Raw genomic sequence first — 25,661 nt, 5'->3', positions numbered from 1 at the left:
TGGCGATTGGTCCATCGCGCTAAGCCTTTGACGAGGCAACCACAACTGTCTTAGCGTGTTGACATTCCGGTGCGCGGATCCGCAGCACCCACTCAACAGGGACACGATCTTTTCATGACCAGGCTTTTCATCGCCTTGCTCGCCACCACGGCAACGGCGGCTTTTGCGCAAACTCCCTCTACAACGCCCGCAAAGGCTGACGAGAAGCCCAAATGGGATGTGTCGGCGGACCATGGTCCGGCGCGGGACGTGCCCATCGATGTGCGCAATGGCACATGGCTGTCGCTCGACGTATCGCCGGACGGTAAGACGATAGCGTTCGATCTGCTGGGCGATCTGTACGTCATGCCTATCGACGGTGGCGAAGCGAAGCCCATTACCAGCGGTAAAGCATGGGACATGCAGCCGCGCTTTTCGCCGGATGGTCGCTCCATCGCTTTCACGTCGGATCGTGGCGGCGGCGATAACATCTGGATTGTCGATGCCAATGGCGCGAACCCGCGTCAGGTGACGAAGGAGGATTTCCGCCTTCTCAATCAGGCGGACTGGTCGCCAGACGGCGACTATATCGTCGCGCGAAAGCATTTTACTTCGGGTCGTTCGCTCGGTGCGGGGGAAATGTGGCTTTACCACAAGGCTGGCGGGGCAGGGCTGCAACTCACCAAGAAGCGGACCGATCAGAAGGACACCAACGAGCCTGCATTCTCTCCCGACGGTCGCTACCTTTATTATTCCGATGACGTGACGCCCGGAGAAGTGTTCGAATATTCCAAGGATGTGAACGGCGAGATTTACGCCATTCAACGGCTGGATCGCGACACGGGCAAGATCGAGAAATATATCGGCGGACCGGGCGGGTCGATCCGTCCCACACCTTCGCCCGATGGCAAAAGCCTCGCCTTCATCCGTCGCGATCGGTACAAAACTGTCCTTTACGTACTCGACATCGCCACCGGCCGCGAGACGCCGATTACTGACATACTTGATCGCGATATGCAGGAAACCTGGGCAATCCAGGGCGTGTATCCCGGCATTGAATGGACGCCGGACAATAAGTCCGTGGTCTTCTGGGCGCAGGGCGGGATCAAAAGGGTCGATATCGGCAGCAAGGCCGTTAGCGATATTCCTTTCCATGTTACCGGCACCCGGCGCGTGACCGAAGCTGTGCGCCATCAGGTCGATGTGGCGCCTTCGCAATTCGACGTGAAGATGATCCGCTTTGCCCACACCTCACCCAAAGGCGACAAAGTCGTCTTCGAGGCGCTGGGTCATTTGTGGGTGCGCGACGTGGCGGGCGGCACCGCCAAGCGCCTGACCAGCCAGAACGATCATTTCGAACTGTACCCAAGCTGGTCGCGCGACGGCAAACAGATCGCCTATGTCAGCTGGTCAGACACTGAGCAGGGGGCCGTGCGGACTATGCCTGCAACGGGCGGCGTGGGGCGAAAGGTGACGCAGATCGCTGGAAACTATCTGGAGCCGACATTTTCGCCCGACGGAAAGACCATTGCCTTTACGAAGGTCGAGGACGGCTATCTGACATCTCCCGTCAACGCGCGCGAGCCGGGCATCTACGTCGTTCCTGCTGCTGGTGGCGCAATGAAAAAGATCACGGATGCAGGCGGACAGCCGCAATTCGGGGCATCGAACGATCGCGTCTTCTTCGTAGCGAAGGATGGCAAGAACCGCGCGCTCAAATCCGTTGCGCTCGACAAGACCGAGGAGCGTACGCACCTGACAGGTGAGAACGCCTCTGAATATGCGATATCTCCTGACGAGAAGTGGGTCGCGTGGACCGAGCGTTTCCAGGGCCGCGTGATGCCTTTTACCCGCACCGGGAAGCCTATCGACATCGCCGCCGACATGAAGTCGCTGCCTGTGTTTCAGGTGACAAAGGATGCCGGCGACTGGCTCCATTGGTCGGGCGACAGTGCGAAGTTGTGGTGGTCGCTCGGCCCGCAACTGTTCGGCCGTGCAACGAAAGACGATTTCACATTCGTCCCGGGCGCGCCTGAGAAACTGCCCCCGGTTGCCGATCAAGGCATAAACCTGTCCTTCCGGCAGAATTACGATACGCCGTCAGGCCGCGTGGCCTTCACCGGCGCGCGGATCATCACGATGCGCGGCAGCGGCGAAGTTATCGAAAACGGCACGATCCTGCTCAATGGCAACCGCATCGAAGCGGTCGGTGCCAATGTCTCGGTTCCGGCGGGCACCAAAATCATCGATGCCGCCGGTAAGACCATCATACCGGGCATCATCGACGGACATTGGCACGGAACGATGGGATCGGAAGAAATCATCCCGCAGCAAAGCTGGGTGAATTATGCCGGGCTGGGCTTTGGCGTCACGACCATCCATGACCCATCGAACGACACGAGCGAAATCTTCGCAGCATCGGAAATGGCGAAAGCCGGTTTGATCGTGGCGCCGCGCATATTCTCGACGGGCACCATCCTTTATGGTGCGACGACCCCGTTCACGGCCAAGATCGACAGCCTTGAAGACGCGCTCGGTCATCTGCGCCGGATGAAAGCGGCGGGGGCTTGGTCGGTGAAAAGCTATAACCAGCCGCGCCGGGAACAGCGTCAGCAGATCATCGAGGCAGCGCGGCAACTCGACATGAGCGTCGTCCCGGAAGGCGGATCGCTTTTCGAAATGGACATGAGCTTCATCGCTGATGGTCACACCACTATCGAACATTCGCTGCCCGTTGCGCAGGTTTACGATGACGTTCTGCAGTTCTGGAAGGGGTCGGGAACCGCGTATAACCCGACACTGATCGTCGCCTATGGCGGTCCGTTCGGAGAGAATTACTGGTATCAGCATACGCAGGTCTGGAAAGATCCTATCCTTACCAAGTGGGTGCCGCGCCGTATTCTCGATTCCCGCGCACGTCGCCCGGTCATGGTGCCTGACGAGGAAAACAACGTCCTCGAAATCGCCAAGACCGCAAAACGTATAAGCGATATCGGCATCCCCGTCACGATTGGCGCACATGGTCAGCGTGAAGGGCTGGGCGCACATTGGGACATCTGGATGTTCGCTCTGGGCGGTATGACGCCGATTCAGGCGCTGGCGACCGCCACGATCAATCCTGCCAAGGCCTATGGCATGGAAAAGGATTTAGGAACGCTGGAACCGGGCAAGCTTGCCGATCTGGTCGTGTTGGATGCCAACCCGCTGGACAACATCCGGAACACGACCTCGATACGATACACGGTCGCCAATGGTCGGGTCTATGACGGCAATATGGACGAAGTCGGCACGCGGCAAACACCACGCAAGCCCTTTTGGTTCGAACAGCCTGGTAACGGCGGCTGGACGGAAAAGACCGCCACCCAAGCCATCGGGCATGTGGATTAGAAGGACAGTAAATGCTCCCCGGTCTTCAGCCTAGGCTGAAGACCGGGGAGCATCGCATCGAGGTGTCTTACTTCTTCGCCAACCATGCAGCGATGTCGGGCGTAAGCCTTGCGCGCGTTTCGACACGCGCCTTGATCGCCGCAATGGCACGATCCACGACCTTGCGCGATTCAGGCGTCAGATACTGGGTTGCGTAGGCATCCAGTTTCGTCGCCATCGCCAAGTCCGCCGAACTCCCGCCCAGTCGCGCCAATGCCTGAGAGCGAGCCGACACATCGATCATCGCTTCATATTGGGCGCGATGCGCCAGCACGAAATCGACCGCCAGCATGCTATGCTGATAGCCTACTGCGGCGATGATGGCGGCGCTGGTCGTCTTGCCGGGTTCGTCGGTCAGAGCCAGATCGAGCGCCTGCTGCGCCAGCTTCTTGTCCTTCGCTTCGCCGAGCAATCCGAACAACTGGCTCTTTTCCAGATCCGTGGGTGCAGCGTTCGCCATTTTGCGAAGCTGATCCCAGACCGCCTGATCGGCATTTGCAGCGACGATGCCGAGCCAGATGTTCTTGAGTGGGCCATCCAGCGCGGCAGGATTGGTCGCCAGCGCAGCAAAGCGCTTGTCCGCTTCGGCTACGACTGCCTTGTCGCCAATTGTGCCAAGCGTATCGACCAATTGCTGACGCAAGAGCGGGATCTGCGGCCCTTCGCCCGGTTTGGCGTCATAGCCAATAGCGGTCAGTACAGGCGCCAGCTTGGCGGAAGCATAAGCCGCTGCTTTGGCTTGCATCTCGGGCTTGCCTTCGAACATCATATAGGCGCTTTGCAGATAGCCCGGAATGGCCGCCAGGAGCGCAGGGCTGGCATCGTTGGGCACCGCTGCAATCATGTCGAGGGGCAGGGTGATCGGTTGATATCCCCCCAGGCCCAATTGCCAGTTGTCCGCCAGCAACCCAAGCTGGTCGATGGCAGGCAAAGTGGTGAACCCCTTCGTCAGCGCCTGCACATTCGCGGCAGGATATAGCGAACGATAATACCCCGCCTGGCCTGCGTTGATGACGTAGGCACCACAGCCCGGCAGCGTCACCGTGCCCTTGCCATTCAGCACCAGTCGCTGCTTTTCGCCGCCTATGGTCTGCGCGATGACGGGCACATTCCAGCGCAACGGCGTCTTGCCCTTAGTGTCGCGGCTGAATTCCCCTTGGCTGAGCAACAACGTGGTCATACCACCCTTGCACTGAGCGCTCTCGACAGTGACGAGCGGAATGCCCGGCTTGGTCGTGAAATCATGGGCGATATTGACCAGACCCTTGGCCCCCGCGCCTTCCACAGCACTCCAGAGGTCGTCGGTCAGCGTATTACCGTAAGCGTGCGTCTTCATATAGTTACGGATACCCGTGCGCCACACGTCCTCGCCAGCAAACGCCTCCAGCATACTGATGACCGCTTCACCCTTTTCGTAGGTGATGGTGTCGAACGCCTGATTGACCTGATCCACCGTGGTGATCTTCTGCACGACGGGATGGGTAGTGACGAATGCGTCCAGTCCCATCGCAGATTCCTTGTTGCCTACGCGGCTGAGCAACATTTCCCATTGCGGCTTCAGCTTGTCGGTAACCTTGGTCGCCATCCAGCTTGCGAAGCCTTCGTTGAGCCAGAGATCATCCCACCACGCCATCGTCACCAGATCGCCGAACCATTGATGCGCCATTTCATGCGCCACGGTTTCGTAGATACGGCGCGTGGTGGCTTCTGACGTGAATTTGGGATCGACGATCAAGGCCCGCTCGAAGGTGAAGATGGCACCCCAGTTTTCCATGGCCGAAAAGAACTGACTCTGCCCCGGCCCGGCGACGTTATCCAGCTTTGGCAGTGGGAAAGGTACGCCGAAATAATCGTTATAATAGGGCAGGATTTCCGCTGCACCGTCCAGTGCGAGGTGCGCTTTGCCGGTGTTGCCCTTGCCGGTAATCACGCCGATCTCGGTCCCTGCGGACATCTTGGTTGCACGGTCCAGTTCGCCAAGGCCGAAGAACAGCAGGTAAGACGACATCTTGGGCGAGGTGCCAAACGTCACTTGCGCCAGACCCTTGCCCAAATCCTTCCGCGTTTTGACCGGCATGTTGCCGACCGCGAGCTGATCGGCGGGCACAATGGCAGTCAGGTCGAATGTCGCCTTATAACTTGGCTCGTCCCAGCTCGGCACGAAGCGGCGTGCGTCGGGCGCTTCGAATTGCGTGAACAGCGCGCGCTTCGCTTTTCCGGCATTGTCCGTGTAGTCGAGCGCGAACAGCCCGTTTGCTTGGGTATTGATGATCCCGGCATAGTCCATCGTCAGCACATATTTGCCGACCGCGAGCGACTTTGCGAACTTGAGTGTTGCCGTCTGCGCATCGGCATCGATGGTTGCGGTTCCGGTTATGGCTTTGCCGCCAGCCGGGGTGATCGAAACCTTGTCGATGGTAAGGTCAGCGGCATTCAGGGTTATGCTGTCGCTTGGCGTTGTGACCGTTACATCGATAGCGACCTTGCCGGTAAAGCGCAGCTTGGCGGCATCAGGGGTGACGGTTATCGCGTAATGCGTAGGTACAACACCACGAGGAAGCTGGGTCGTCACATTTGCGGCCGGACCTGATGAAGGGGACGCAGGCGTTTGCGCAGATACAGGGGCATTCAGTGCAATGGGGGCAGCCGTAAGCGACAGCGCAAGCACGATTTTTTTAAGAGACATGGGGTGAAACTCCGAGAACGGCAGGCAGCGCTATGGCGCCGGATGCCTCAACGGTTCGTAGGTTTCAGACCACTCGTCAAGTTACAATCACGTTAAATAAGGAGGTGGTCGGGCCGGGAAATGCTGGGGGGTGCGTATCCCGGCCCTACGCCGATCATCGGCGATCGGTAAGTTGTGCGGCCTCACGACGCTGTTTGGCCATGTGGTTGTAGCCGATGCAGGTCGTGGCTTTGGACGCTTCGTGATGGCATTTGATGTCGCGCAAGTGGCGCTCCGTCGATGGTGCCGTCGCATTGGGGCGCAGGCGGGTATCCGCTGGGCCTTTGGCGAAAGCGGCTGCGGGAACGAGCGCTACAGCGGCTGCGCAGATGAGGGGTAACCGAATGGACATGAGTGTCTCCTGACTTTTCCGCCGCGGCGGACGGGACAGGTCAGGAGATACGGTCCCAGTGTTTCGAGCAATCGACCCGATTGTAAGAAATCGTGTCTAGCGCGTATCGAGGCACGGTAACGGAATATTTACCATGTTCCGGAGATAATCCGGATCATGTTTGGACCCGGCGACCCCATCCCATCGCTTCTGGCACGCAGTGCCAGCAATCCACGCTATGCCTTGGACAGCGTTGCGGGGCGCTACATCGTGATGACGTTCATCGCCAGCACGCGCATCCCGGGGATCATGACATTTCTCCAGCAACTTTATGGCAATGCCGGACCATTTGACGATGTCTTCGCCAGCGCGTTCATCATCTCCAATGACCCGCAGGACGAATCCGAACGTCGCTTGGGGGATCGCTATCCGGGGCTGCGGATACTGTGGGATGACCAGCACATCCTGGCGCACACCTTCGGATGCCTGACGAAGAACGACGAAGAGAACGCGCGTTTGTCTCTTACCACGTGGATTCTCGATCCTGCGCTACGTGTGCTTAGGGTTATTCCCATCGAAAATCCTACGACCCACTATGCGGAGATTTGTGCCTGTCTTTCAGAGTTGCCGTCTCCTGCGGAAGATGTGTCCAGCTGGGCGCCGGTTCTTCAGGTGCCGAACCTGATCGAACCGGCACTGTGCCAGGAATATATCGCCTATTGCGAGATGCACGGCGCACATGACAGCGGCTATATGAAGACCGATCCAGCGACCGGAGCGACGGTGATGGTCGTCGATCATCATCACAAACGCCGCAGCGACTGTAATATTGAAGAAGGCGCGTTGCGCGATGCGCTGCAGGCACGCCTCTATCGTCGCTTGGTGCCGCAGATACAGCGTGCATTCCAATTCTCCGTATCGCGCATGGAACGCTATTTGATCGCGCGATATGATGCCGGCACGGGCGGCTATTTTCGGCCGCACAAGGACAATACAACGCTCGGTACAGCGCATCGCCGTTTTGCCGTGTCGATCAATCTCAATGCCGAAGATTATGATGGCGGAGATTTGCGCTTCCCTGAATTCGGTATGCGGACTTATCGTCCCCCTACGGGCGGCGCGATCGTCTTTTCCTGCTCGCTACTGCACGAAGCTACGCCCATCACGCGCGGATCGCGCTATTGCATATTGCCGTTCCTGTACGATGAAGCCGCGGCGGCTTTGCGTCTGGAAAATGCGCAGTATCTGGCAGACGAAGAACTGCGAAAAAATGTCATAGAGTCGGTCACTGTAAAGCCGACTTCGGGCACATGTCGACCCCCGACAAAAACCTCTATTGCAGAAGCAAGGCTGAAAGCAGCCTCGAAACCCCGCGCCAAAAAGCGGGCAGCGGCTTGATCTTGGCCTATTCTGTCGCCCCTGCCTAATAGGTTCCCGTAGCGGTTTCATCACAGTGTCTTTAAGGCGCTTTAGGTGCGGTTTGATGTCGCACTCTCATGCTATGGGATCTTGATGCCCAACATATTATCTCGCCGCGCCTTGTTAGGTGGTCTTGCCGCTGGTTCTGGCTGGCTTGCCGCGCCATCGATATTGCGCGCCCAGCAACTATTTGCGGCCTATCCCTTCCGTCTGGGTGTCGCGGCTGGCGATCCGGCGGCGGACGGCTTCGTCATCTGGACACGGCTTTGCCCAGACCCGCAAGACAGCCATGGCGGCATGCCTATGGCTGTTGTCGACGTGGATTGGGAAGTGGCATCCGACATTGCGATGAAGACCATCGTGGCAAAGGGGACTGCGACCGCGCGCCCGGAGTTGGCCCATAGCGTTCATGTCGAAGTGGCGGGACTGCAACCGGCACGACCCTATTGGTATCGCTTCCGGATCGGTCGGGAGCGCTCGATGCGCGGTAAGGCGATGACTTTGCCCGCCGCCGGTGCATCGGTCGATCAATTGCGTTTCGCCGTCGCGGGATGCCAGAATTTCGAGGATGGCTGGTACACGGCCTATCGCCATCTCGCGAACGATGACCCGGCCTTTGTCTTCCATTATGGTGACTATATCTATGAAGGGCGCAGTTCGCCGGTGCCGTTCGGCTATGATGGCCTCCCGCGCCCCTTCGTCCGCGCGCACGAAGGGCAGATGCTCTACAGCCTGGACGATTACCGCCGCCGTTATACGCAAATTAAGCTCGATCCCGATTTGCAGGCGGCGCACGCAGCCGCTGCGTGGTTCGTCACGCCGGACGATCATGAGATCGAGAATAATTGGGTCACCCTCATCGATCAGGGTGGCGATCCGCAGGAGATATTCGCCCTGCGTCGGGCGGCTGCGTTTCAAGCCTATTATGAACATATGCCGCTGCGCAAATCGTCGTTCCCCGGCGCCAACGGCATGCAGATCTATCGGCGCGCGCTCTACGGCAATTTGGTGGACTTGCATTTTCTCGACACGCGCCAGTTCCGTAGCGATCAGCCTTGCGACGATGGGTTCAAGACGATCTGCCCCGGCGTTTCCGATCCGAAGGCGCAAGTGCTTGGGGAGGTTCAAGAAGCTTGGCTCGACAGGAACCTCAGGCAAAAGGCGGGGCGGTGGAATGCCATCGCGCAGCAGATCATGGTGATGCCGCTCGACCGACGTACCGGCGATGAGCCGGACGCTATCCGCAACATGGATAGCTGGGGCGCCTATGACGCACCCCGCGAGCGGTTGCTTTCGCGTTTCAAAGGCTTGAACAACGTCGTTGTCCTGACCGGCGACGAGCATCAGAACTTCGCTGGAGAATTGCGCCAGAAGCAGGGGGCCGGCGACGCAGTTGCGGTGGAATTTGTCAGTACGTCCATCTCTTCTGGAGGCGACGGCGCAGACAAGCGGGAAAACACCGACCGTATAATCGCGCGCAATCCCTTCCTTAAATATACGGGCGATCGGCGTGGCTATCTGTTGTGCGACGTATCGCCCGCAACATGGCAGAGCCAATGCCGGGTCGTCCCAATGGTTAGCGAGAAGGGCGCGCCAGTTTCCACTGCTGCTACGATTACGGTGGAGCACGGCAAGCCTGCGCTGAACATCGCCTGACCGGGTTGCGCTTCGCAGCGGGGACCAATAGGACGCATCGGAAAGGAGTTTAACCCATGAAGAACGTCACCCTGACCTTTACTGAGGACGAAGCGGAAATCCTGTGCGATGCTCTGGAAACCGACATGGAAGGCTACAAGGATTCGGTTAAGGACGCGCGCGCCAATGGCAATCGCGCCGATGTCATCACCTTTTCCGAAGCGGCCGATCGCATCAAGGCCGTACACGACAGGATTCGCAAAGCCATCGACAACTGATGTCAGCGCTGTTTTCGCTGGCCGGTAAGACTGCGGTCATTACCGGCTCGTCGCGCGGCATCGGGCGCGCGATTGCGGAGGCTTATGCGGCCCACGGCGCCAATGTCGTCATTTCTTCGCGCAAGCAGGATGCATGCGATACCGTCGCCGCGGCCATTAACGCGCAGAACGATGGACGGGCGATTGCGGTGGCGGCAAGCATCGCGTCGAAAGACGATCTGCGCCGGTTAGTCGATGAAACCCGTGCGGCTTTCGGGAGCATCGACATCCTCGTCTGCAATGCGGCGGCCAATCCCTATTATGGACCGATGGCAGGGATCAGCGACGATCAGTTCGAGAAGATTTTCCGCAACAACGTACTGTCCAATCACTGGCTGGCGCAGATGATTGCGCCTGAAATGGTGGAGCGACGGGACGGGGCAATCATCATCGTGTCCTCGATCGGGGGCTATCGCGCGTCGCCGGTCATTGGCGCATATAATGTATCGAAGGCAGCCGATTTTCAACTCGCGCGCAATCTTGCTGCGGAGCTGGGCTATGCCAATGTGCGTGTGAACTGCATCGCGCCCGGCCTGGTACGGACCGACTTCGCTCGCGCCCTATGGGAAGACGAAGCAAACTTGAAGGAAGCATTGCGGGGCACGCCTTTGGGACGGATCGGCGAACCAGATGAAATCGCCGGTGCTGCTGTGTTTCTGGCCTCGCCAGCAGGGCGCTATGTCACCGGTCAGTCCATCATCGTAGACGGCGGCGCGACCGTCACGATTGGCGGTATCTGAGGGACTACTCGACGCGCCGTCTATAGGCTATCGTGGGGCATGGCGATAAAACTCGAAGACTATGAATCCACCCCGAAGTTCGCGGGTGATTATGAAGCGGAGATGGAGGCCTTGCAGGAGCGGCTGGCCAAGGTGCAAGTCGCCCATATTGTGCACGAAAAACGCAGCATGATCCTGTTCGAAGGATGGGATGCGGCGGGTAAGGGCGGCATCATCCAGCGAATGACGGCGGAATGGGACCCACGCTATTTCCATGTGTGGCCCATTGCGGCACCCACCGAAGAGGAGCGCAATCGCCATTATCTCTGGCGGTTTTGGAACCGGCTTCCGGCCAACGGCAATATCGCAGTTTTCGATCGTACCTGGTACGGGAGAGTCCTGGTGGAGCGCGTGGAAGGCTTCTGCAGCAAGGCCGACTGGAAACGCGCCTATCGCGAAATCAATGATTTCGAAGCACAGCAAATTGACGCCGGCACCAATGTCGTCAAACTGTTCATCCACATCACGCAGGAAACCCAGGACAAGCAACTGGCCGAGCGGATCGACACGCCGTGGAAGCGCTGGAAGACGGGCACGGACGATTACCGCAATCGTGCCAAGCGCGCGGAATATCTGGATGCGATGCACGACATGTTCCGACGGACGGATAAGCCGGGCGCAGTTTGGAAGGTGATCGACAATAACCACCGCAAGGCAGGGCGGATAGCGGCCTTGCGCTATATCGCGGAAACACTGGAAGCGCTTGTTCCGATGGACATGCCCGAAGCCGATCCCGAAGTGGTGGCGCTGGCAAAAGCGGCATTTGGGTACAAGCCGAAGAAGTAGCCTATCTACGACACGGTGGATTACGCGGCAGGATAAGCAATCGCCATTACTTCATATTCCTTCTCTCCGGCTGGCAGCATAGCCTTGCGGAGATCGCCCACAGCCGCTCCACGTAAAGCGCGCGAAAGGGGCGCACCCCAACCGATGCGCCCCTTGTCCGTCTCGGTTTCGTCATTGCCGACAATCGTGATGGTGCGCTGGTTGTCGTCCTCGTCTGCGATAGTGACGGTCGCGCCGAAATAGACGCGGCTCTTGTCCGGCTGCTGCCTCGGATCGACAACCTTCGCGTCCTTCATCTTCTTCGCGAGGCGACGGAGTTGCCCGTCGATCTCCCGCATCCGCTTGCGGCCATATAGATAGTCGCCATTTTCCGAGCGATCGCCATTGCTGGCGGCCCAGCTAACGACTTCGACGATGCGGGGACGCTCTACACCCAGCAAATGGTCATATTCTGCGCGCAAGGCCGCAAAGCCTTGGGGTGTTATGTAGTTGGGGTAGGGCAGTGTCATCGCATATCTCTACGTCACTCCCGCTTGCGCGGGAATGACGGAACGGATTATCCGGGCGTATTCTTGCCCAAGTAGCGGCTTAGCGGTGCAGTGCTGGTACGAAAGCGCGCTTGCCCCGGATTGATCGCGTCGTAGACGACGGCGTTTTCCAGCACCCGCTGCACATAGCTACGCGTTTCGTAGATCGGGATCATCTCGATCCAGCGGAGCATGTCAGCGCCGGGCAAGCGCGGGTCTCCATTCGCCCGAATCCATTTGTTCACATTGCCCGGCCCCGCGTTGTAAGCCGCCACCGCCAGCGGGTAGCTGCCTCCGTAATAGTTCAGCATCTGCTGGATGTAGGTGCTGCCTAATTGGATATTATATCCCGGATCGGTGGTAAGCGCGGACATATTGTAGCTCAGGCCGATCTTTCCAGCCGTCTCGCGTGCCGTGCCTGGCATCAACTGCATAAGTCCCCGCGCGCCGGCATGGCTGACGGCAGCACGGTCGAACTGGCTTTCCTGTCGCGCGATTGCGTGGATCATCGTCCAGTTCGCTTGATGACTCGACGGCACCGGAACGCTAGGGAAACTCGCTTTGCCGTAGCCCGAAAGGCCATCCGACACGGCGCGCCGCCCAACCATCACGCCCAGATCGGGGCGCCCGAGCGACTGCGCGAGCTCTGCGGACAGCACATGGCTTTCTTCATCATCGGCACTCGCGGCAATCGCGCGGACGAATTTGCTCTGATCCTCCCAATAGCCCATCTGGCCCAGTGCCTTGGCTGCGCGCACGACACTTCTGCTGGCAAAGGCGGCGCGTTCCGCGCTCGTCAATGCTGCAGGCTGAGGCATCGCAGCAGGGGCGGGAACCGGGCGGCCCAGCCGTTCGAGCGACAACTGGCCGTAGAATTGATCGGGATAAGCAGCGGCCTGCGTAAAAAAGCTATTTGCCCCTCCAGTGTTACCGCTGGCCAATGCCGCGCGGCCAGCCCAATAATAGCCCTTGGAGATTGTCTGCGGGGAGCGGGCAGCCGTGGCGTACCGTTGAAACATGCCAATCGCGTCGGCAGGTCGTCCCAGATTATAGAACGCAGTCGTCCCCGCCAGCCACGTGAGGCTGGTATAATCGTCGCGCTCGCCGATGCTCTTGTCGCGTACGGAGATGCCCGCCGGATAAGCATCATCGACTTTGCTGGCGATAGCGTAGGCGAAACTCCACTGACTGTCGTTAGCAGCCGCACGCGCGTTGGTGAGCAGCGTTTCGAACCATTCCTCCGGGTCGCCGGGCAATGTGCGCAGCGTTTGCCGGTTTGCGAGCAATGTTCGCGCCGCAATGCTGTTGCCGCTGTCGCGCAGCCACATTGCCTTATCAGTCAGGAAGCCGGGATCGCTCGCGCCATAGGCTTCGGCGGTTTGCACCTGCATCGCTGCATTAGGCGATTTTCGCTGCAGGGCGATCCGCGCCGCGAACACCGAACGACGATTCGGAGAAGTATAGGCTAGGATCCGCTCGGCTCCGGTGTTCGCGCGTGCGAATAGCAGCACGTCGGCGCGCATATCATAATCGGCAGGCGTGAAGCTGCTGCCAAATAGCGACATTAAACGCGCTTCATCCTCTGGAGACAATGCGCCGGTGGTCCATGCCGATCGCGCAGCCACGCGCGCTTCGGCCATACGCCCGATTGCGGACAAGGCGACTGCATTTCGCGCATGGCCGACCGCCGTGCGCGCCGGAAAGCGGGCAAAAAAGGCCACGACCTGATTTGGCTCATAGGCATTGGGATTGATCGACGTTTCGGCGAGGCGCCGCATCCGGTCCTCGCCGGGCCAGTCGGGGTAGGTGGTAATGAAGCTGGCGTAGGACGAAAATCCTAGTCCGTCGCTTTGTTGCAGGCGACGCCATTCGTTGATTGCGCCAACGATCTGCGTATCCTGCGAGACGCCGACACGAGCCTGCGCGGCATTCCATCCGCTCGATCCGGGTATCGGTTGTACCATTACCGGATTCGATGCCTGACTTGCGGACATATTGGCAGGTAGTATCGACGTAGGCGCAGGCGCTTCGGTCTGCGCGCTGGCAACGGCCGTCGACGACAAAAGGGCCACCAGAATGGAGCGTATAAGGGGTTTACGGACCTGAGACGTTGACGTGACCATGCTGGACATTATGGGGACAGGTTCCTTATCAGGCGCTGAACGATGTGCCTGCGCTGGCAATATACCTATCATGCCCCTAATCGGTGGCGTTTTGAAGGAGATAATGCATGTTCTCCGGGTCGATACCGGCTCTTGTGACGCCTTTCCGGGACGGATCGATCGATGAAGCGGCGTTTCGCGCGTTCGTCGATTGGCAGATTGCCGAAGGCAGCAGTGCGCTGGTCCCCTGCGGTACCACCGGCGAGAGCGCGACGATGACGGTCGAAGAGCATAACCGCGTCATCGCGATCTGCGTCGATCAGGCCGCCGGGCGCGTGCCGGTTATCGCCGGATGCGGATCGAACGATACGCGCATTGCGCTGGATCATATGTATGCGGCGCAGGGCGCTGGTGCAGACGCGGCGTTGGTCGTCGCGCCATATTACAACAAGCCTAATCAGGATGGCGTCTATCAGCATTTCGCCTATCTGGCAGAACGCTGCAGCTTGCCGATCATCCTTTACAATGTACCGGGCCGCACGATCACGGATATCGGCGTCCCCGTGATGTTCCGCCTTGCCGAAGAGTTCCAGTCCGTCGTCGGCGTTAAGGATGCTACCGGAAATCTGGGGCGAGTGAGCGCGCAGCGTCTCGCCTGCGGTTCCGATTTCTGTCAGCTTTCCGGCAACGACGAAACAGCTTTGGGATTCAATGCGATGGGTGGCGTAGGCTGCATATCGGTGACAGCGAATGTTGCGCCGCGCCAGTGCGCTGATTTTCAGGCCGCTTGCGCGTCAGGCGACTGGAAAGCGGCCCTTGCCGTGCAGGACCGGCTGTACCCGCTTCATGATGCGTTGTTCAGCGATGCTTCACCCGGCCCGATCAAATATGCATTGTCGCGCGTTCGACCCGATATGCCGACCGATGTGCGCCTGCCGATTACATGGCCGTCGGAATCCAGCCGCGCGGCGGTCGATCGCGCTCTTGAAATTGCCGGGCTGGTTTGACCTGCTCTTACACACCATATCGCTATGACATGTCGTCACGCATATAATAGGAAATCATGGCCCGTCCCCGTCCTGAAACATTCGACAAGAAGAAGATCGTCGCCGAGAACCGGCGCGCGCGCTTTGAATTCTTTATCGAGGACGTGTTCGAGGCAGGCATTGCCTTGCAAGGAACCGAAGTGAAGGCATTGCGCGGGGGTGAGGGCTCCATCGCCGAAAGCTATGCAGAGGTTAAAGGCAATCAGGTCTTTCTGGTGAACAGCAACATCCCGGAATATAGCCACGGTAACCGCGAAAACCATGAGCCGAAACGCCCGCGCAAGTTACTGCTGCACGAGCGTGAGATCACGAAGATGCACACCGCCGTGGAGCGGCAGGGCATGACGATCGTGCCATTGATGGTCTATTTCAACAGCAAGGGCCGTGCGAAGGTCGAGCTGGCGATCGCCAAGGGCAAGAAGCTCCATGACAAGCGTGAAGTCATCAAGGATCGCGACTGGAAGCGAGACGCGGCGCGCATCATGAAAGAGCGCGGCTGATATGAGCAGGTTGACCCGATGGTGGCATGCGAACGCGCCGACCCGCGAGTCCCTGGAGCATAATCGCTTCGTCGCGCCGGTTGCGCATCGGGTGCTTGAACCTTCCTTGTGGCGATTTACCCGGCGCTCCGTACCGCGGGGCGTCGCTTTGGGGTTGTTCGTCGGCATTTTCCTGCTGATCCCCGGCATTCAGATCGCCGGCGCGGCGCTGCTCGCTTTGCCAGTAAGGGCCAATATCCCGGTAGCGGCGGCAATGACGTTCCTCAGCAATCCGGCGACGACGCCCTTCCTCCTGTGGGCTTCAGTATATATCGGCAATTTCATGCTGGGGCGCAGCGCCGACGCATCGGGTTTTATGGCGTTGATCCACCATCATGCCGGTATGCGTGAGTGGATGGGCTGGCTGTTTTCAGAAGCGGCTCCCGCTATGCTGTTCGGCCTGTTCCTGATTTCCATGGGGGCGGCGCTTGTCGGCTATTTGATCGCTATAGGTTTCTGGCGCGTTCGTATGGGCCGCAAATGGCAGGCGCGCAAATTGAGGATTGGCAACTGCCACGAAAGCGGTTCAATGGAAGAAACGGCAGCCGTCTAACCCGCGCTGCCTGACGTGGATTTCAGGTTGCAGGGGAGAACGCCCCGTCATGGCGGCGCAAGGCACATCGCAGAAAAACGAGATCATCGCCATGGCCGCGCCACCCCCCATGCGCGCGCTCTTGCCGATGCTCATCGTCGCGGCGCTTGCTTGTGCCGGATTGATCTACTTCGCAGTCGGGCAGATCGCGCTGGCGGCGGGCTTTGCCGCAGCGTTGATTGCGGTTGCAGCGCTTGGATACTGGTTCACACAGCTTTTTCCAAAAGAAGTGCTCGACCTCGACGCGATCCCCGACTGGACAGTGGCGCGCGCGGCGGCGGATGCGTCCAGCATGGCGATTGCCGTTACCGATCGATCGGGTCGGCTGGTGTGCGCCAGTGACCTGTTCGGCGAGTGGTTTCCTGGCTTTCCCACACCCCCTGGTCTGCCGCTCGATCCCACGGATGCCGAACGGTTGACGGCGGCGGGTCGTGCCGCTTGGTCCGACGGCGAGGGGAAGGCATCGGGCATCGGGCGCGGCGCGTTGCGCCTCGACGCCGACGTGGCGCGAACGGGCCGGTCTGAAGATTATTTGCTGTGGCGCTTTACCCCCGTGCGACAGGTCAGCGTCCTCGACGATTTCAACCGTATGCTGACCGGTGAAGCGGGGCGACAGTTGACCGAAGCTGGCGTCATGGCGGTCATGATCGGCGGCGAAGGCCGCGTCCGCGCCGCGAATGGCGCGTTTCTCTTGCGCGCAGCCGGGAGGATCGACGCCAACATAACCGGGCGCGACTTCGCCAGCTACCTGCGTATCGATGAAAAGGGACGTGTATTCTTCGCACGGGAAGAACGTAGCGCACTCCCCATCCGTTTGTTGCAGGTTCCGTTGCGTCGTGGCGATGTCGAAGGGCCGATGCTCATCCTCATGCTCGACGAGCAGGGCGGCAGCATGGATGGTACATCCGCGCTTTCCTACATCGAAACATTGCTGTCGCTTTTACCCTTCGGTCTGGCAATGGCGGATCGCGACGGGCGCGTGCTGTTTCTCAACAACGCTTTTTCTCGCGCCGTGGGCTTGGAACCGGGGGAAAAGCCGACCTACCCCGGCGACCTGGTGGTGCGAGAAGATCAGGCAGCGGTGGCCGACTCGGTGCGCCGCTTTGCCGTGGGGCCGCAGATGTCCGGAGACATTGCGGTGCGGATGCGCGTGCAGCCAGACGAACCGGTGGCGCTCAGCCTTGCTGGCGTGCGCGGTCTGGGCGAAGCGGCGGTGTTGCTCAGCCTCAAGGACAATAGCGAAGAGAGTAAGCTCAAACGTCAGGTTGCGCAGGCCACCAAGATGCAGGCGATTGGGCAGTTGGCGGGCGGCGTTGCGCATGATTTCAACAACATATTGACCGCTATTATCGGCCATTGCGATCTCATGCTGATGCGGCACACGCCCGGCGACAGCGATTATGACGATATTCAGCAGATCAAATCGAACAGCAATCGTGCCGCCGGATTGACGCGGCAGTTGCTCGCCTTTTCCCGCCAGCAGACGTTGCGTCCCCAGGTGCTGCAATTGCCCGATATTGTCGCGGACGTTTCCAATCTCCTTAACCGTCTGCTTGGCGAGAAGGTGAAACTGTCGGTCAGCCATGGTCGCAATCTGGGTGCCGTGCGCGCCGATCCGGGGCAGTTGGAGCAAGTGATCGTCAACCTCGCGGTCAATGCGCGCGATGCCATGCCGCAGGGCGGGGTCGTCAATATCCAGACCTATGCCGTGCCCGCCGCCAAGGTCCGCGACATGCGGCATGAAGTACTGCCGGTCAGCGATTATACAGCGTTGCGCGTATCCGACACCGGCGTCGGCATTGCGCCCGACCTTTTATCCAAAATCTTCGAACCCTTCTTCACGACCAAGGATGTCGGTAAAGGCACGGGCCTTGGCCTTTCCACCGTTTACGGTATCGTCAAACAATCGGGCGGTTTCATCTTCGCGGAGTCCGAGCCGGGGCAGGGGGCAAGCTTTGTCATCTACCTCCCCGTTTACGCTTCCGTCGGCAAGACGCCTGCGCCCGAAAAAACCCGCTCTGCCGACAAGCGCAGCGAAGTGTGGGGCACCGGCACGATCCTTCTGGTCGAAGATGAAGATATGGTTCGCACGGTCGCTGAGCGCGCGTTGACCCGGCAGGGTTACACCGTCCTCACGGCGTCGGATGGCGAGTTGGGTCTGGAGATGCTGGCAACCACCACGGCATCGGGCGGGCATATCGACCTGCTGATTTCCGATGTGGTGATGCCCAATATGGATGGACCTACCATGGTCACGCAGGCACGTCAGACGCATCCTACATTGCCGGTATTGTTCATGTCGGGTTATGCCGAGGAACAACTGCGCAAGTCGATCGATATCGCTAATGTCAATTTCCTGCCGAAACCATTTTCCGTCAGCCAGTTGGCGGAAGCCGCGCGCGATACTTTGGTCGCTTATGCGCCCGCCAAAAAGACACAGGAAGTTGCTCCGTCCGTCTGAGCCTTGCTTCAGATTAAGAGGATTAAACTAGGCAAGTGCGGTTCGATACGGTAGCGAACTCATGTCCTTTCGCAATCGAAACGCCGATTGCGCTTCAATAATCGTGGAAGCTCATGACTGTAAGCAAATCTATCTTAGTTGTCGAAGATGAAGCTATGATCAGCATGATGCTTGAGGATTTCTTGGAGACGCTGGGCTATGCGGTGCATGGCGTAGCATCCACCGTAGCGGAAGCATCGGCGCTGGTGGCCAACGGTGGATTTGACGCCGCCATTTTGGATTGCAATTTACAAGGTGAGAAATCCTGGCCGGTTGCCGAAGAGCTGGCAGGTCGGAACATCCCGTTTCTTTTCGCGACGGGCGGCAGTTCGGACGATGTGCCGTCTAGCTTCATTAATCGCCCCACTCTCGCCAAGCCGTTCACCATCGGTGCGGTGGAACGCGCGCTGGAAAAGATTTTGAATACGCCTGGGACCGAAGGCTCTGCTGCTGCGTAACGAAAATGGTGTTCCCCTCTTGTTCTATGAGAACAAATGCGATACATGATGGTCAGGCGCCGGATGTAGGCGCATCTTTCCGCCAATAGGCTCGTCCCGTTTTCGATCGGGCTGCTTGACAGGGGACCATGTGATGACGGCAATGCTCAAATTGATCGATTCCGACAAAAAGACGGGGACCATGGATAAAACTGGACTGGACCGGCAGAAGGCACTGGATGCCGCACTTGCGCAGATTGACCGCGCTTTTGGCAAGGGCTCGGCCATGCGGCTTGGCTCGAAGGAAACCATGCAAGTCGAATCTATTTCGACGGGCAGCCTTGGCCTCGATATCGCCTTGGGCGTGGGCGGACTGCCGCGCGGTCGCGTCATCGAAATTTACGGGCCGGAAAGCTCGGGCAAGACCACATTGGCGTTGCATGTCATCGCCGAAGCGCAGAAGGGCGGCGGTACGGCTGCCTTTGTGGACGCCGAACATGCGCTCGATCCGGTTTATGCTAGGAAGCTGGGCGTAAACATCGATGAGTTGATTGTGTCGCAGCCCGATACGGGTGAGCAGGCGCTGGAAATCGTCGATACACTGGTGCGCTCGAATGCCATCGATGTGCTGGTCGTCGATTCGGTGGCGGCATTGGTGCCGCGCGCGGAAATCGAAGGTGAAATGGGCGACAGCCATGTCGGCCTGCAAGCGCGTCTGATGTCGCAATCGCTGCGCAAACTGACGGGCTCGATCAGCCGTTCGCGCTGCATGGTGATCTTCATCAATCAGCTTCGCATGAAAATTGGCGTGATGTACGGTAATCCGGAAACCACGACCGGCGGTAATGCGCTCAAATTCTATGCCTCGGTGCGTCTCGACATTCGTCGCACCGGCCAGATCAAGGATCGCGACGATATCGTCGGCAACGCTACCCGCGTGAAGGTGGTGAAGAACAAAGTCGCTCCGCCGTTCAAGCAAGTCGAATTCGACATCATGTATGGCGAAGGCATTTCAAAGATCGGTGAAATTCTCGACCTGGGCGTCAAGGCGGGCATCGTCGAGAAATCGGGTGCATGGTTCTCCTATGACTCTGTCCGCATCGGGCAGGGGCGCGAAAATTCGAAGAATTTTCTCAAAGAAAACCCCGAACTTGCCGACAAGCTGGAAAAGGCGATCCGCGCCAAGACCGAAAAGGTCGCCGAAGGCATGATGACCGGACCCGAACCCGACGAAGCGGAGGACGACGACGCATAAGCGATCCGGACTGCCGGGCCCGTACACCCGGCATCCTTCGCTGATGCGCGTTCGCCTGCCGCTTCACGATCCGAAAAGGCCCGCTGCGTGAGAACGCTGGCGGGCCTTTTATCGTTATGCCCTGATTATGATTTGTGGGGGGAACATGTGGTTTGTTTCATGGCTTTCTCGACAGGCAAACTCTGCTAGCCTCGAGGCAAGGAGATCCCATGAGCATCATCGTCCACCATCTTGAGAACAGCCGTTCGCAGCGTATCCTCTGGCTGCTGGAGGAACTCTCGCTCCCGTACAGCGTCAAGCGTTATGCTCGCAATCCAAAGACCATGCTGGCACCGCCGGAGCTCAAGGCGGTGCACCCGCTCGGCAAATCCCCGGTCATCGAAGACGATGGTATGGTTGTCGCGGAGACCGGTGCGATCGTCGAATATATCGTCTCAAAGGCACGTAATCGGCTTGGTGCGCCCCCCGCTCCGGCTGAGGCTTTACGCTATCGCCATTTCCTTCATTATGCAGAAGGGTCGATGATGCCCCCGCTTATGGCCCTGCTGGTTATCCAACGCCTCGGTTTGCTCGGTCGACCTGCCCGCAAGACGGTGCATGGCATGATGGATACGCATCTTGACTGGCTGGAGAGCGAACTGACGACCCGTCCCTATTTCGCCGGTGCAGACTTCACCGCTGCCGACATCATGATGAGCTTCCCGCTCGAAGCATCCCGCTCTCGGGCCGGCCTCGATGCGTCGCGCCCCCATCTGATTGCCTGGTTGGACAAAATGCATGCCCGCCCGGCCTATCAGGCCGCGCTAACGGCTGGCGGTCCCTATGCCTACGCCTGACCGTCGGGCTCTGCTGAAGGGCGTCGCCTTCGCCACTAGTGCGCTTGCGCTGGGCTTTCCGCGCGGCCTGTTCGCCCAGAATGAAGCAATAGCTGACCTCAAATCACTCACCACAGGCATCGCGCCAATATCCAAACAGGAGCGGGCGGCACGAATCGCCCGCGCGCAAAGCCTGATGCGGGCCAACGATATCGGCGCTGTCCTCATCGAGCCGGGCGCCAGCCTCGTCTATTTCACCGGCGTGCAGTGGCATCGCAGCGAAAGGCTGACTGCTGCGGTAATCCCGGCGGAAGGCTCGCCCATTATCGTCACGCCTTTCTTCGAAAAGCCTTCGGTCGCTGAATCGCTGGCCATCCCAGCGGACATACGCGTGTGGCAGGAACATGAAAATCCGCTTTTGCAGGTGTCGGCTTTTCTGACCGAGCGTGGCCTGAATAAAGCGAGGATCGGCATCGAGGAAACCGCCCGCTTCTTCGCCTTCGATGGGTTGCGCACCGCGCTTCCGGGCGCGACGCTTGTTTCCGCCAATCCTGTGGTGCGCGGTTGCCGGATGCGCAAGACGCCAGCCGAAATCGCGCTGATGCAGGCGGCGTCGGATGTCACCGTCGCCGCCTATAGCTGGACTGTTCCGCGCATTCGTGTCGGCATGACCCCCTTGGATATCGGCGCGCTAATGACTAGCGCGACCCGCGTGCTGGGCGGTGACCCGGAGTTCGCGCTGGTATTGATCGGTGAAGCGGCCGCCTATCCGCATGGCAGCGGCAAACCTCAGGTCGTCACCCCCGGCGCGATTGTCCTGATGGACTGCGGCTGCACGGTGCAGGGCTATCAATCCGACATTTCCCGCACTTTCGTACACGGTGCAGACCCGACGCCCGAACAGCGCCGGGTGTGGAATCAGGTCGCAAAAGGCCAGCAAGTCGCTTTCTCCGCGGCGCGTTTAGGTGCACCCGCCGGCGCTGTCGACGACGCTGTTCGGGCTTATTATACCTCGCTTGGCTATGGCCCGGATTATGCGCTTCCCGGCCTGTCGCACCGAACCGGCCATGGCATCGGCATGGAGGGCCATGAGCCCGTCAATCTCGTTCGCGGCGAAACCACGAGACTGGAGGAAGGCATGTGCTTTTCGAATGAGCCGGGCCTCTATCTCCCCGGCCATTTCGGTGTCCGCATGGAGGATTGCTTTCACATGACCGCTACCGGACCAAAGTGGTTTTCACAGCCGCCCACGTCGATTGACGCCCCGTTGGGATAGAGCTTGAACCGACCCCTCACGAGCAGTTGCACATTCCACGCTTTATCGCCCCTTGAGAACGCTGCGCCGACCCTCTAAGTCGAGCGCATGACATCGACCAACGACATCCGCCGCTCCTTCCTCGATTATTTCGCGCAGGCTGGACATACACCCGTCGCATCGGCACCGCTGGTGCCGCATAACGATCCGACGCTGATGTTCGTCAATGCGGGCATGGTGCCGTTCAAGAATGTTTTTACCGGCCTTGAAAAGCGGCCCTATTCCACCGCGACGTCCAGCCAGAAATGCGTGCGCGCGGGTGGCAAGCATAACGATCTCGACAATGTCGGCTACACCGCGCGGCACCATACCTTCTTTGAAATGCTGGGTAATTTCAGCTTCGGGGATTATTTCAAGGAACAGGCGATCACCCACGCCTGGACGCTGCTGACCAAGGAATGGGGCTTGGACCCCAATCGTTTGACCGCGACAGTCTATCACACCGACGATCAGGCATTCGACCTGTGGCGTAAGGTCGCGGGCCTGCCCGAAGAGCGGATCATCCGCATCGCGACCAAGGACAATTTCTGGGCGATGGGCTCGGATGGTCCCTGCGGACCATGTTCGGAGATCTTCTATGATCATGGCGATCATATCTGGGGCGGCCCGCCGGGATCGCCGGAGGAAGATGGCGACCGTTTCGTGGAAATCTGGAACCTGGTCTTCATGCAACATTTGCAAGAGGCGGACGAGATCGTCAGCGACTTGCCCAAGCCCAGCATCGACACCGGCATGGGACTGGAGCGGATCGCTGCAGTGATGCAAGGCGTGCATGACAACTACGATACCGACACCTTCAAGGCCCTGATCGCTGAAAGTGGCGCGATCAGCCGCACCGCGACGGACGGCGATCATAAATCCAGCCATCGCGTCATTGCCGACCATTTGCGCTCATCGGGTTTTCTGATCGCTGACGGTGTTCTGCCCGCCAATGAAGGGCGCGGCTATGTGCTGCGACGGATCATGCGGCGCGCAATGCGTCACGCGCATATCATCGGTTCGAAAGACCCGCTTATGCATCGGCTGGTCGGTGGTCTGGTCAGTGAAATGGGCAGCGCTTACCCTGAACTGGTGCGCGCCCAGTCACTAATCGAGGAAACGCTGCTTCGTGAGGAAACGCGCTTCCGAAAGACGCTGGAAAACGGTCTGCGCCTACTGGATGACGCGACATCCGCGATGGGCGAAGGCGACACCTTGCCGGGTGAAACAGCGTTCAAGCTCTATGATACTTATGGTTTCCCTTATGATCTGACTGAGGACGCGCTGCGTTCGCAGGGGCTTGGCGTCGATCGTGCCGGGTTCGATGCCGCGATGGCGGAACAGAAGGCCGCTGCTCGTGCCGCATGGAAGGGGTCGGGTGACAAGGCGTCTGACGACATCTGGTACGACATCGCCGACACCGAAGGCGGCACCGAATTTACCGGCTACATTTCGACGCAAGGCGAAGCGCAAGTCGTTGCGCTGATCAAGGACGGCGCGAAAGTCGATAGCGCGACATGCGGCGATAGCGTGGTCATCCTCACCAACCAGACACCGTTCTATGGCGAAAGCGGCGGACAGAACGGCGATACCGGAAGCATCACCGGCAGCGAGGGCTTCGCCGCAACGGTGAGCGATACGTCAAAGCCGCTGGGACGGCTGCATGCCCACCATGCGCACATCGACGCTGGTCGTGTGAAGGTCGGCGATACCGTTGCGCTGTCGGTCGATGCCGTACACCGGGACAAAGTCCGCGCGAACCATAGCGCCACGCATCTGCTGCACGCCGCATTGCGTCATCGCCTGGGGACGCACGTTACCCAGAAGGGCAGCATGGTCGCGCCGGATCGCCTCCGGTTCGACTTCTCGCATCCCGAAGCACTGACCTTGGCGCAGATCGCCCAGATTGAAGCAGATGTGAATGCGCAAATCCGGCATAACGAAGAAGTGACCACCCGCCTCATGACCCCTGACGACGCTGTCGCGGCGGGCGCTATGGCACTCTTCGGTGAGAAATATGGCGATGAAGTCCGCGTTCTTTCCATGGGGAAGGGCGACGACCTGCATTATTCGGTCGAGTTATGTGGCGGCACGCATGTCCGCGCAACGGGCGACATCGCCCTGTTCAAGATCGTATCGGAAAGCGCCGTTTCCAGCGGTATTCGCCGTATCGAAGCATTGACGGGCGAAGCGGCGCGCCTCTGGCTGATCGATCGTGACGATCGTCTGAAGCAAGCGGCGGCAACGCTCCGCACTGCGCCAGACGACGTGCCTGCGCGCATCGCGGCTCTCGTAGAGCAAAGCCGCAAGCTGGAACGCGAACTGGCTGACGCGAAAAAAGCCCTGGCGCTTGGCGGAGGTGGTGGTGCTTCGGCGCCTGCCGGGCCGGAACAGGTCGGTACTATCGCTTTCATGGGACAGGTTATTCAGGGGCTGGATCCCAAGGAATTGCGCGGACTGGTCGACCAAAACAAAGCAACGCTGGGCAGCGGCGTGTCGGCCATCGTCGCCGTAGTCGATGGTCGCGCAACGATAGCCGTGGGTGTAACTGACGATTTATCGGGCAGCATCAGCGCGGTCGATCTTGTCCGTGCGGGTGTCGAAGCACTGGGTGGAAAGGGCGGCGGTGGTCGTCCGGACATGGCACAGGGCGGCGGTCCGGAAGGGGACAAGGCGGCAGCAGCGCTTGACGCGGTCAAGGCGACTTTGGCGGCGGTGCCTGAGTAATTTGACGCACTATGACCCAACAACTTTTTCTCACCGCGTTGCTAGTCCATGATTACGATGAAGCGATTCAGTTTTACGTAGAGAAACTGGGCTTTGAAGTGCGGTTGGATAACGTCCTCTCGCCGCAAAAGCGCTGGGTTGTGGTCGCTCCGGCGGGAAGTAGGGCGGGGTGTATTTTGCTGGCAAAAGCTGAAACGGAAAGACAGGCGGCCTACGTTGGAAATCAGACGGGCGGTCGGGTTTTTCTCTTTTTGAATACCGATGATTTCAAGAAGGATTACGCAGCTTATCTGGAGCGTGGGGTCCGTTGTGTTGAAGAGCCCCGGTACGAGAATTATGGCACGGTGGCCGTTTTTGAAGATCTTTATGGTAACCGACTGGATCTTATTCAGCACATTGAGCCATATGGGATGCTAGAATAGACACGTCG

Annotated in this window: 20 protein-coding genes; 16 read left to right on the top strand and 4 right to left on the bottom strand. The window is 59.3% G+C overall.

Annotated elements, in window-relative coordinates:
• Positions 1-114 precede the first annotated feature (114 nt).
• Positions 115-3,366 (top strand): amidohydrolase family protein, encoded by a 3,252-nt coding sequence (locus tag LQ220_RS10995; protein WP_230188335.1) that lies wholly within the window; start codon positions 115-117, stop codon positions 3,364-3,366.
• A gap of 67 nt (positions 3,367-3,433) precedes the next feature.
• Here LQ220_RS10995 and LQ220_RS10990 read toward each other — a convergent pair whose 3' ends face one another.
• Both LQ220_RS10990 and LQ220_RS10985 read right to left on the bottom strand, forming a co-directional pair.
• A complete protein-coding gene (locus LQ220_RS10990; RefSeq protein ID WP_230188334.1) occupies positions 3,434-6,091 on the bottom strand; it encodes a M1 family metallopeptidase in 2,658 nt (885 codons plus the stop codon).
• Between the two features lie 154 nt (positions 6,092-6,245).
• Positions 6,246-6,482, bottom strand: coding sequence for a hypothetical protein (locus LQ220_RS10985; protein ID WP_230188333.1), 237 nt, complete (start codon positions 6,480-6,482; stop codon positions 6,246-6,248).
• A gap of 156 nt (positions 6,483-6,638) precedes the next feature.
• On the opposite strand from LQ220_RS10985, the gene LQ220_RS10980 reads away from it, so the two are divergent.
• The 5 genes from LQ220_RS10980 (at position 6,639) to LQ220_RS10960 (ending at position 11,397) form a co-directional block, all read left to right on the top strand.
• Complete coding sequence (locus LQ220_RS10980; RefSeq protein ID WP_230188332.1) at positions 6,639-7,859, top strand: 2OG-Fe(II) oxygenase; 1,221 nt, start codon at positions 6,639-6,641, stop codon at positions 7,857-7,859.
• Between the two features lie 114 nt (positions 7,860-7,973).
• Entirely contained in the window at positions 7,974-9,536 is a 1,563-nt protein-coding gene (locus LQ220_RS10975; RefSeq protein WP_230188331.1) for an alkaline phosphatase D family protein, read from the top strand.
• 56 nt (positions 9,537-9,592) lie between these two features.
• The gene (locus LQ220_RS10970; RefSeq protein WP_230188330.1) at positions 9,593-9,793 is read left to right on the top strand and encodes a hypothetical protein; all 201 of its coding nucleotides are present in this window, start codon (positions 9,593-9,595) and stop codon (positions 9,791-9,793) included.
• Positions 9,793-10,572, top strand: coding sequence for an SDR family oxidoreductase (locus LQ220_RS10965; protein WP_230188329.1), 780 nt, complete (start codon positions 9,793-9,795; stop codon positions 10,570-10,572). Before LQ220_RS10970 ends, LQ220_RS10965 begins: the two co-directional genes overlap by 1 nt.
• Positions 10,573-10,611: 39 nt before the next feature.
• On the top strand, positions 10,612-11,397 hold the full coding sequence (locus LQ220_RS10960) for a polyphosphate kinase (protein ID WP_230188328.1): 786 nt from the start codon (positions 10,612-10,614) through the stop codon (positions 11,395-11,397).
• A gap of 20 nt (positions 11,398-11,417) precedes the next feature.
• On the opposite strand, the gene greB is transcribed toward LQ220_RS10960, so the two are convergent.
• Together greB and LQ220_RS10950 are read right to left on the bottom strand one after the other, a co-directional pair.
• Positions 11,418-11,906 carry a transcription elongation factor GreB gene (greB, locus tag LQ220_RS10955; RefSeq protein ID WP_230188327.1) on the bottom strand — a complete coding sequence of 163 codons (489 nt, stop codon included), beginning with the start codon at positions 11,904-11,906 and terminating at the stop codon, positions 11,418-11,420.
• A 47-nt stretch (positions 11,907-11,953) separates the two neighbouring features.
• Entirely contained in the window at positions 11,954-14,056 is a 2,103-nt protein-coding gene (locus LQ220_RS10950; RefSeq protein ID WP_230188326.1) for a lytic transglycosylase domain-containing protein, read from the bottom strand.
• 98 nt (positions 14,057-14,154) lie between these two features.
• On the opposite strand from LQ220_RS10950, the gene dapA reads away from it, so the two are divergent.
• The 10 genes from dapA to LQ220_RS10900 all read left to right on the top strand — a co-directional run bounded on the left by dapA (position 14,155) and on the right by LQ220_RS10900 (position 25,653).
• Positions 14,155-15,033 (top strand): 4-hydroxy-tetrahydrodipicolinate synthase, encoded by an 879-nt coding sequence (dapA, locus tag LQ220_RS10945; protein ID WP_230188325.1) that lies wholly within the window; start codon positions 14,155-14,157, stop codon positions 15,031-15,033.
• A gap of 56 nt (positions 15,034-15,089) precedes the next feature.
• Complete coding sequence (smpB, locus tag LQ220_RS10940) at positions 15,090-15,572, top strand: SsrA-binding protein SmpB (protein ID WP_230188324.1); 483 nt, start codon at positions 15,090-15,092, stop codon at positions 15,570-15,572.
• A 1-nt stretch (position 15,573) separates the two neighbouring features.
• The gene (locus LQ220_RS10935) at positions 15,574-16,164 is read left to right on the top strand and encodes a DUF2062 domain-containing protein (RefSeq protein ID WP_230188323.1); all 591 of its coding nucleotides are present in this window, start codon (positions 15,574-15,576) and stop codon (positions 16,162-16,164) included.
• 91 nt (positions 16,165-16,255) lie between these two features.
• Positions 16,256-18,664: an ATP-binding protein gene (locus tag LQ220_RS10930; RefSeq protein ID WP_230188418.1), complete on the top strand. Its 2,409-nt coding sequence runs from the start codon at positions 16,256-16,258 to the stop codon at positions 18,662-18,664.
• Between the two features lie 113 nt (positions 18,665-18,777).
• On the top strand, positions 18,778-19,161 hold the full coding sequence (locus LQ220_RS10925; protein WP_230188322.1) for a response regulator: 384 nt from the start codon (positions 18,778-18,780) through the stop codon (positions 19,159-19,161).
• A gap of 133 nt (positions 19,162-19,294) precedes the next feature.
• Positions 19,295-20,395, top strand: a complete 1,101-nt coding sequence (gene recA, locus LQ220_RS10920; protein WP_281822753.1) for a recombinase RecA — start codon at positions 19,295-19,297, stop codon at positions 20,393-20,395.
• Between the two features lie 209 nt (positions 20,396-20,604).
• The gene (locus tag LQ220_RS10915; RefSeq protein ID WP_230188321.1) at positions 20,605-21,231 is read left to right on the top strand and encodes a glutathione S-transferase; all 627 of its coding nucleotides are present in this window, start codon (positions 20,605-20,607) and stop codon (positions 21,229-21,231) included.
• Positions 21,218-22,486, top strand: coding sequence for a Xaa-Pro peptidase family protein (locus tag LQ220_RS10910; RefSeq protein WP_230188320.1), 1,269 nt, complete (start codon positions 21,218-21,220; stop codon positions 22,484-22,486). The genes LQ220_RS10915 and LQ220_RS10910 overlap by 14 nt, the downstream gene beginning before the upstream one ends.
• Before the next feature lie 87 nt (positions 22,487-22,573).
• Positions 22,574-25,231, top strand: a complete 2,658-nt coding sequence (gene alaS, locus LQ220_RS10905; protein ID WP_230188319.1) for an alanine--tRNA ligase — start codon at positions 22,574-22,576, stop codon at positions 25,229-25,231.
• An 11-nt stretch (positions 25,232-25,242) separates the two neighbouring features.
• Positions 25,243-25,653, top strand: a complete 411-nt coding sequence (locus tag LQ220_RS10900; RefSeq protein WP_230188318.1) for a VOC family protein — start codon at positions 25,243-25,245, stop codon at positions 25,651-25,653.
• Positions 25,654-25,661 lie beyond the last annotated feature (8 nt).

The sequence above is a fragment of the Sphingobium sp. CECT 9361 genome, from assembly GCF_918741285.1.
Classification (GTDB): domain Bacteria; phylum Pseudomonadota; class Alphaproteobacteria; order Sphingomonadales; family Sphingomonadaceae; genus Sphingobium.
Note: the sequence above shows the minus strand (reverse complement) of the source record. Positions and strands in the feature narration are given on the sequence as shown.

What these genes read in the sequence shown, in the direction of transcription:
- LQ220_RS10995 (WP_230188335.1), top strand. Translation starts at nt 115, where the DNA reads ATGACCAGGCTTTTCATCGCCTTGCTCGCCACCACGGCAACGGCGGCT.
- LQ220_RS10990 (WP_230188334.1), bottom strand. Translation starts at nt 6,091, where the DNA reads ATGTCTCTTAAAAAAATCGTGCTTGCGCTGTCGCTTACGGCTGCCCCC.
- LQ220_RS10985 (WP_230188333.1), bottom strand. Translation starts at nt 6,482, where the DNA reads ATGTCCATTCGGTTACCCCTCATCTGCGCAGCCGCTGTAGCGCTCGTT.
- LQ220_RS10980 (WP_230188332.1), top strand. Translation starts at nt 6,639, where the DNA reads ATGTTTGGACCCGGCGACCCCATCCCATCGCTTCTGGCACGCAGTGCC.
- LQ220_RS10975 (WP_230188331.1), top strand. Translation starts at nt 7,974, where the DNA reads ATGCCCAACATATTATCTCGCCGCGCCTTGTTAGGTGGTCTTGCCGCT.
- LQ220_RS10970 (WP_230188330.1), top strand. Translation starts at nt 9,593, where the DNA reads ATGAAGAACGTCACCCTGACCTTTACTGAGGACGAAGCGGAAATCCTG.
- LQ220_RS10965 (WP_230188329.1), top strand. Translation starts at nt 9,793, where the DNA reads ATGTCAGCGCTGTTTTCGCTGGCCGGTAAGACTGCGGTCATTACCGGC.
- LQ220_RS10960 (WP_230188328.1), top strand. Translation starts at nt 10,612, where the DNA reads ATGGCGATAAAACTCGAAGACTATGAATCCACCCCGAAGTTCGCGGGT.
- greB (WP_230188327.1), bottom strand. Translation starts at nt 11,906, where the DNA reads ATGACACTGCCCTACCCCAACTACATAACACCCCAAGGCTTTGCGGCC.
- LQ220_RS10950 (WP_230188326.1), bottom strand. Translation starts at nt 14,056, where the DNA reads ATGTCCAGCATGGTCACGTCAACGTCTCAGGTCCGTAAACCCCTTATA.
- dapA (WP_230188325.1), top strand. Translation starts at nt 14,155, where the DNA reads ATGTTCTCCGGGTCGATACCGGCTCTTGTGACGCCTTTCCGGGACGGA.
- smpB (WP_230188324.1), top strand. Translation starts at nt 15,090, where the DNA reads ATGGCCCGTCCCCGTCCTGAAACATTCGACAAGAAGAAGATCGTCGCC.
- LQ220_RS10935 (WP_230188323.1), top strand. Translation starts at nt 15,574, where the DNA reads ATGAGCAGGTTGACCCGATGGTGGCATGCGAACGCGCCGACCCGCGAG.
- LQ220_RS10930 (WP_230188418.1), top strand. Translation starts at nt 16,256, where the DNA reads ATGGCCGCGCCACCCCCCATGCGCGCGCTCTTGCCGATGCTCATCGTC.
- LQ220_RS10925 (WP_230188322.1), top strand. Translation starts at nt 18,778, where the DNA reads ATGACTGTAAGCAAATCTATCTTAGTTGTCGAAGATGAAGCTATGATC.
- recA (WP_281822753.1), top strand. Translation starts at nt 19,295, where the DNA reads ATGACGGCAATGCTCAAATTGATCGATTCCGACAAAAAGACGGGGACC.
- LQ220_RS10915 (WP_230188321.1), top strand. Translation starts at nt 20,605, where the DNA reads ATGAGCATCATCGTCCACCATCTTGAGAACAGCCGTTCGCAGCGTATC.
- LQ220_RS10910 (WP_230188320.1), top strand. Translation starts at nt 21,218, where the DNA reads ATGCCTACGCCTGACCGTCGGGCTCTGCTGAAGGGCGTCGCCTTCGCC.
- alaS (WP_230188319.1), top strand. Translation starts at nt 22,574, where the DNA reads ATGACATCGACCAACGACATCCGCCGCTCCTTCCTCGATTATTTCGCG.
- LQ220_RS10900 (WP_230188318.1), top strand. Translation starts at nt 25,243, where the DNA reads ATGACCCAACAACTTTTTCTCACCGCGTTGCTAGTCCATGATTACGAT.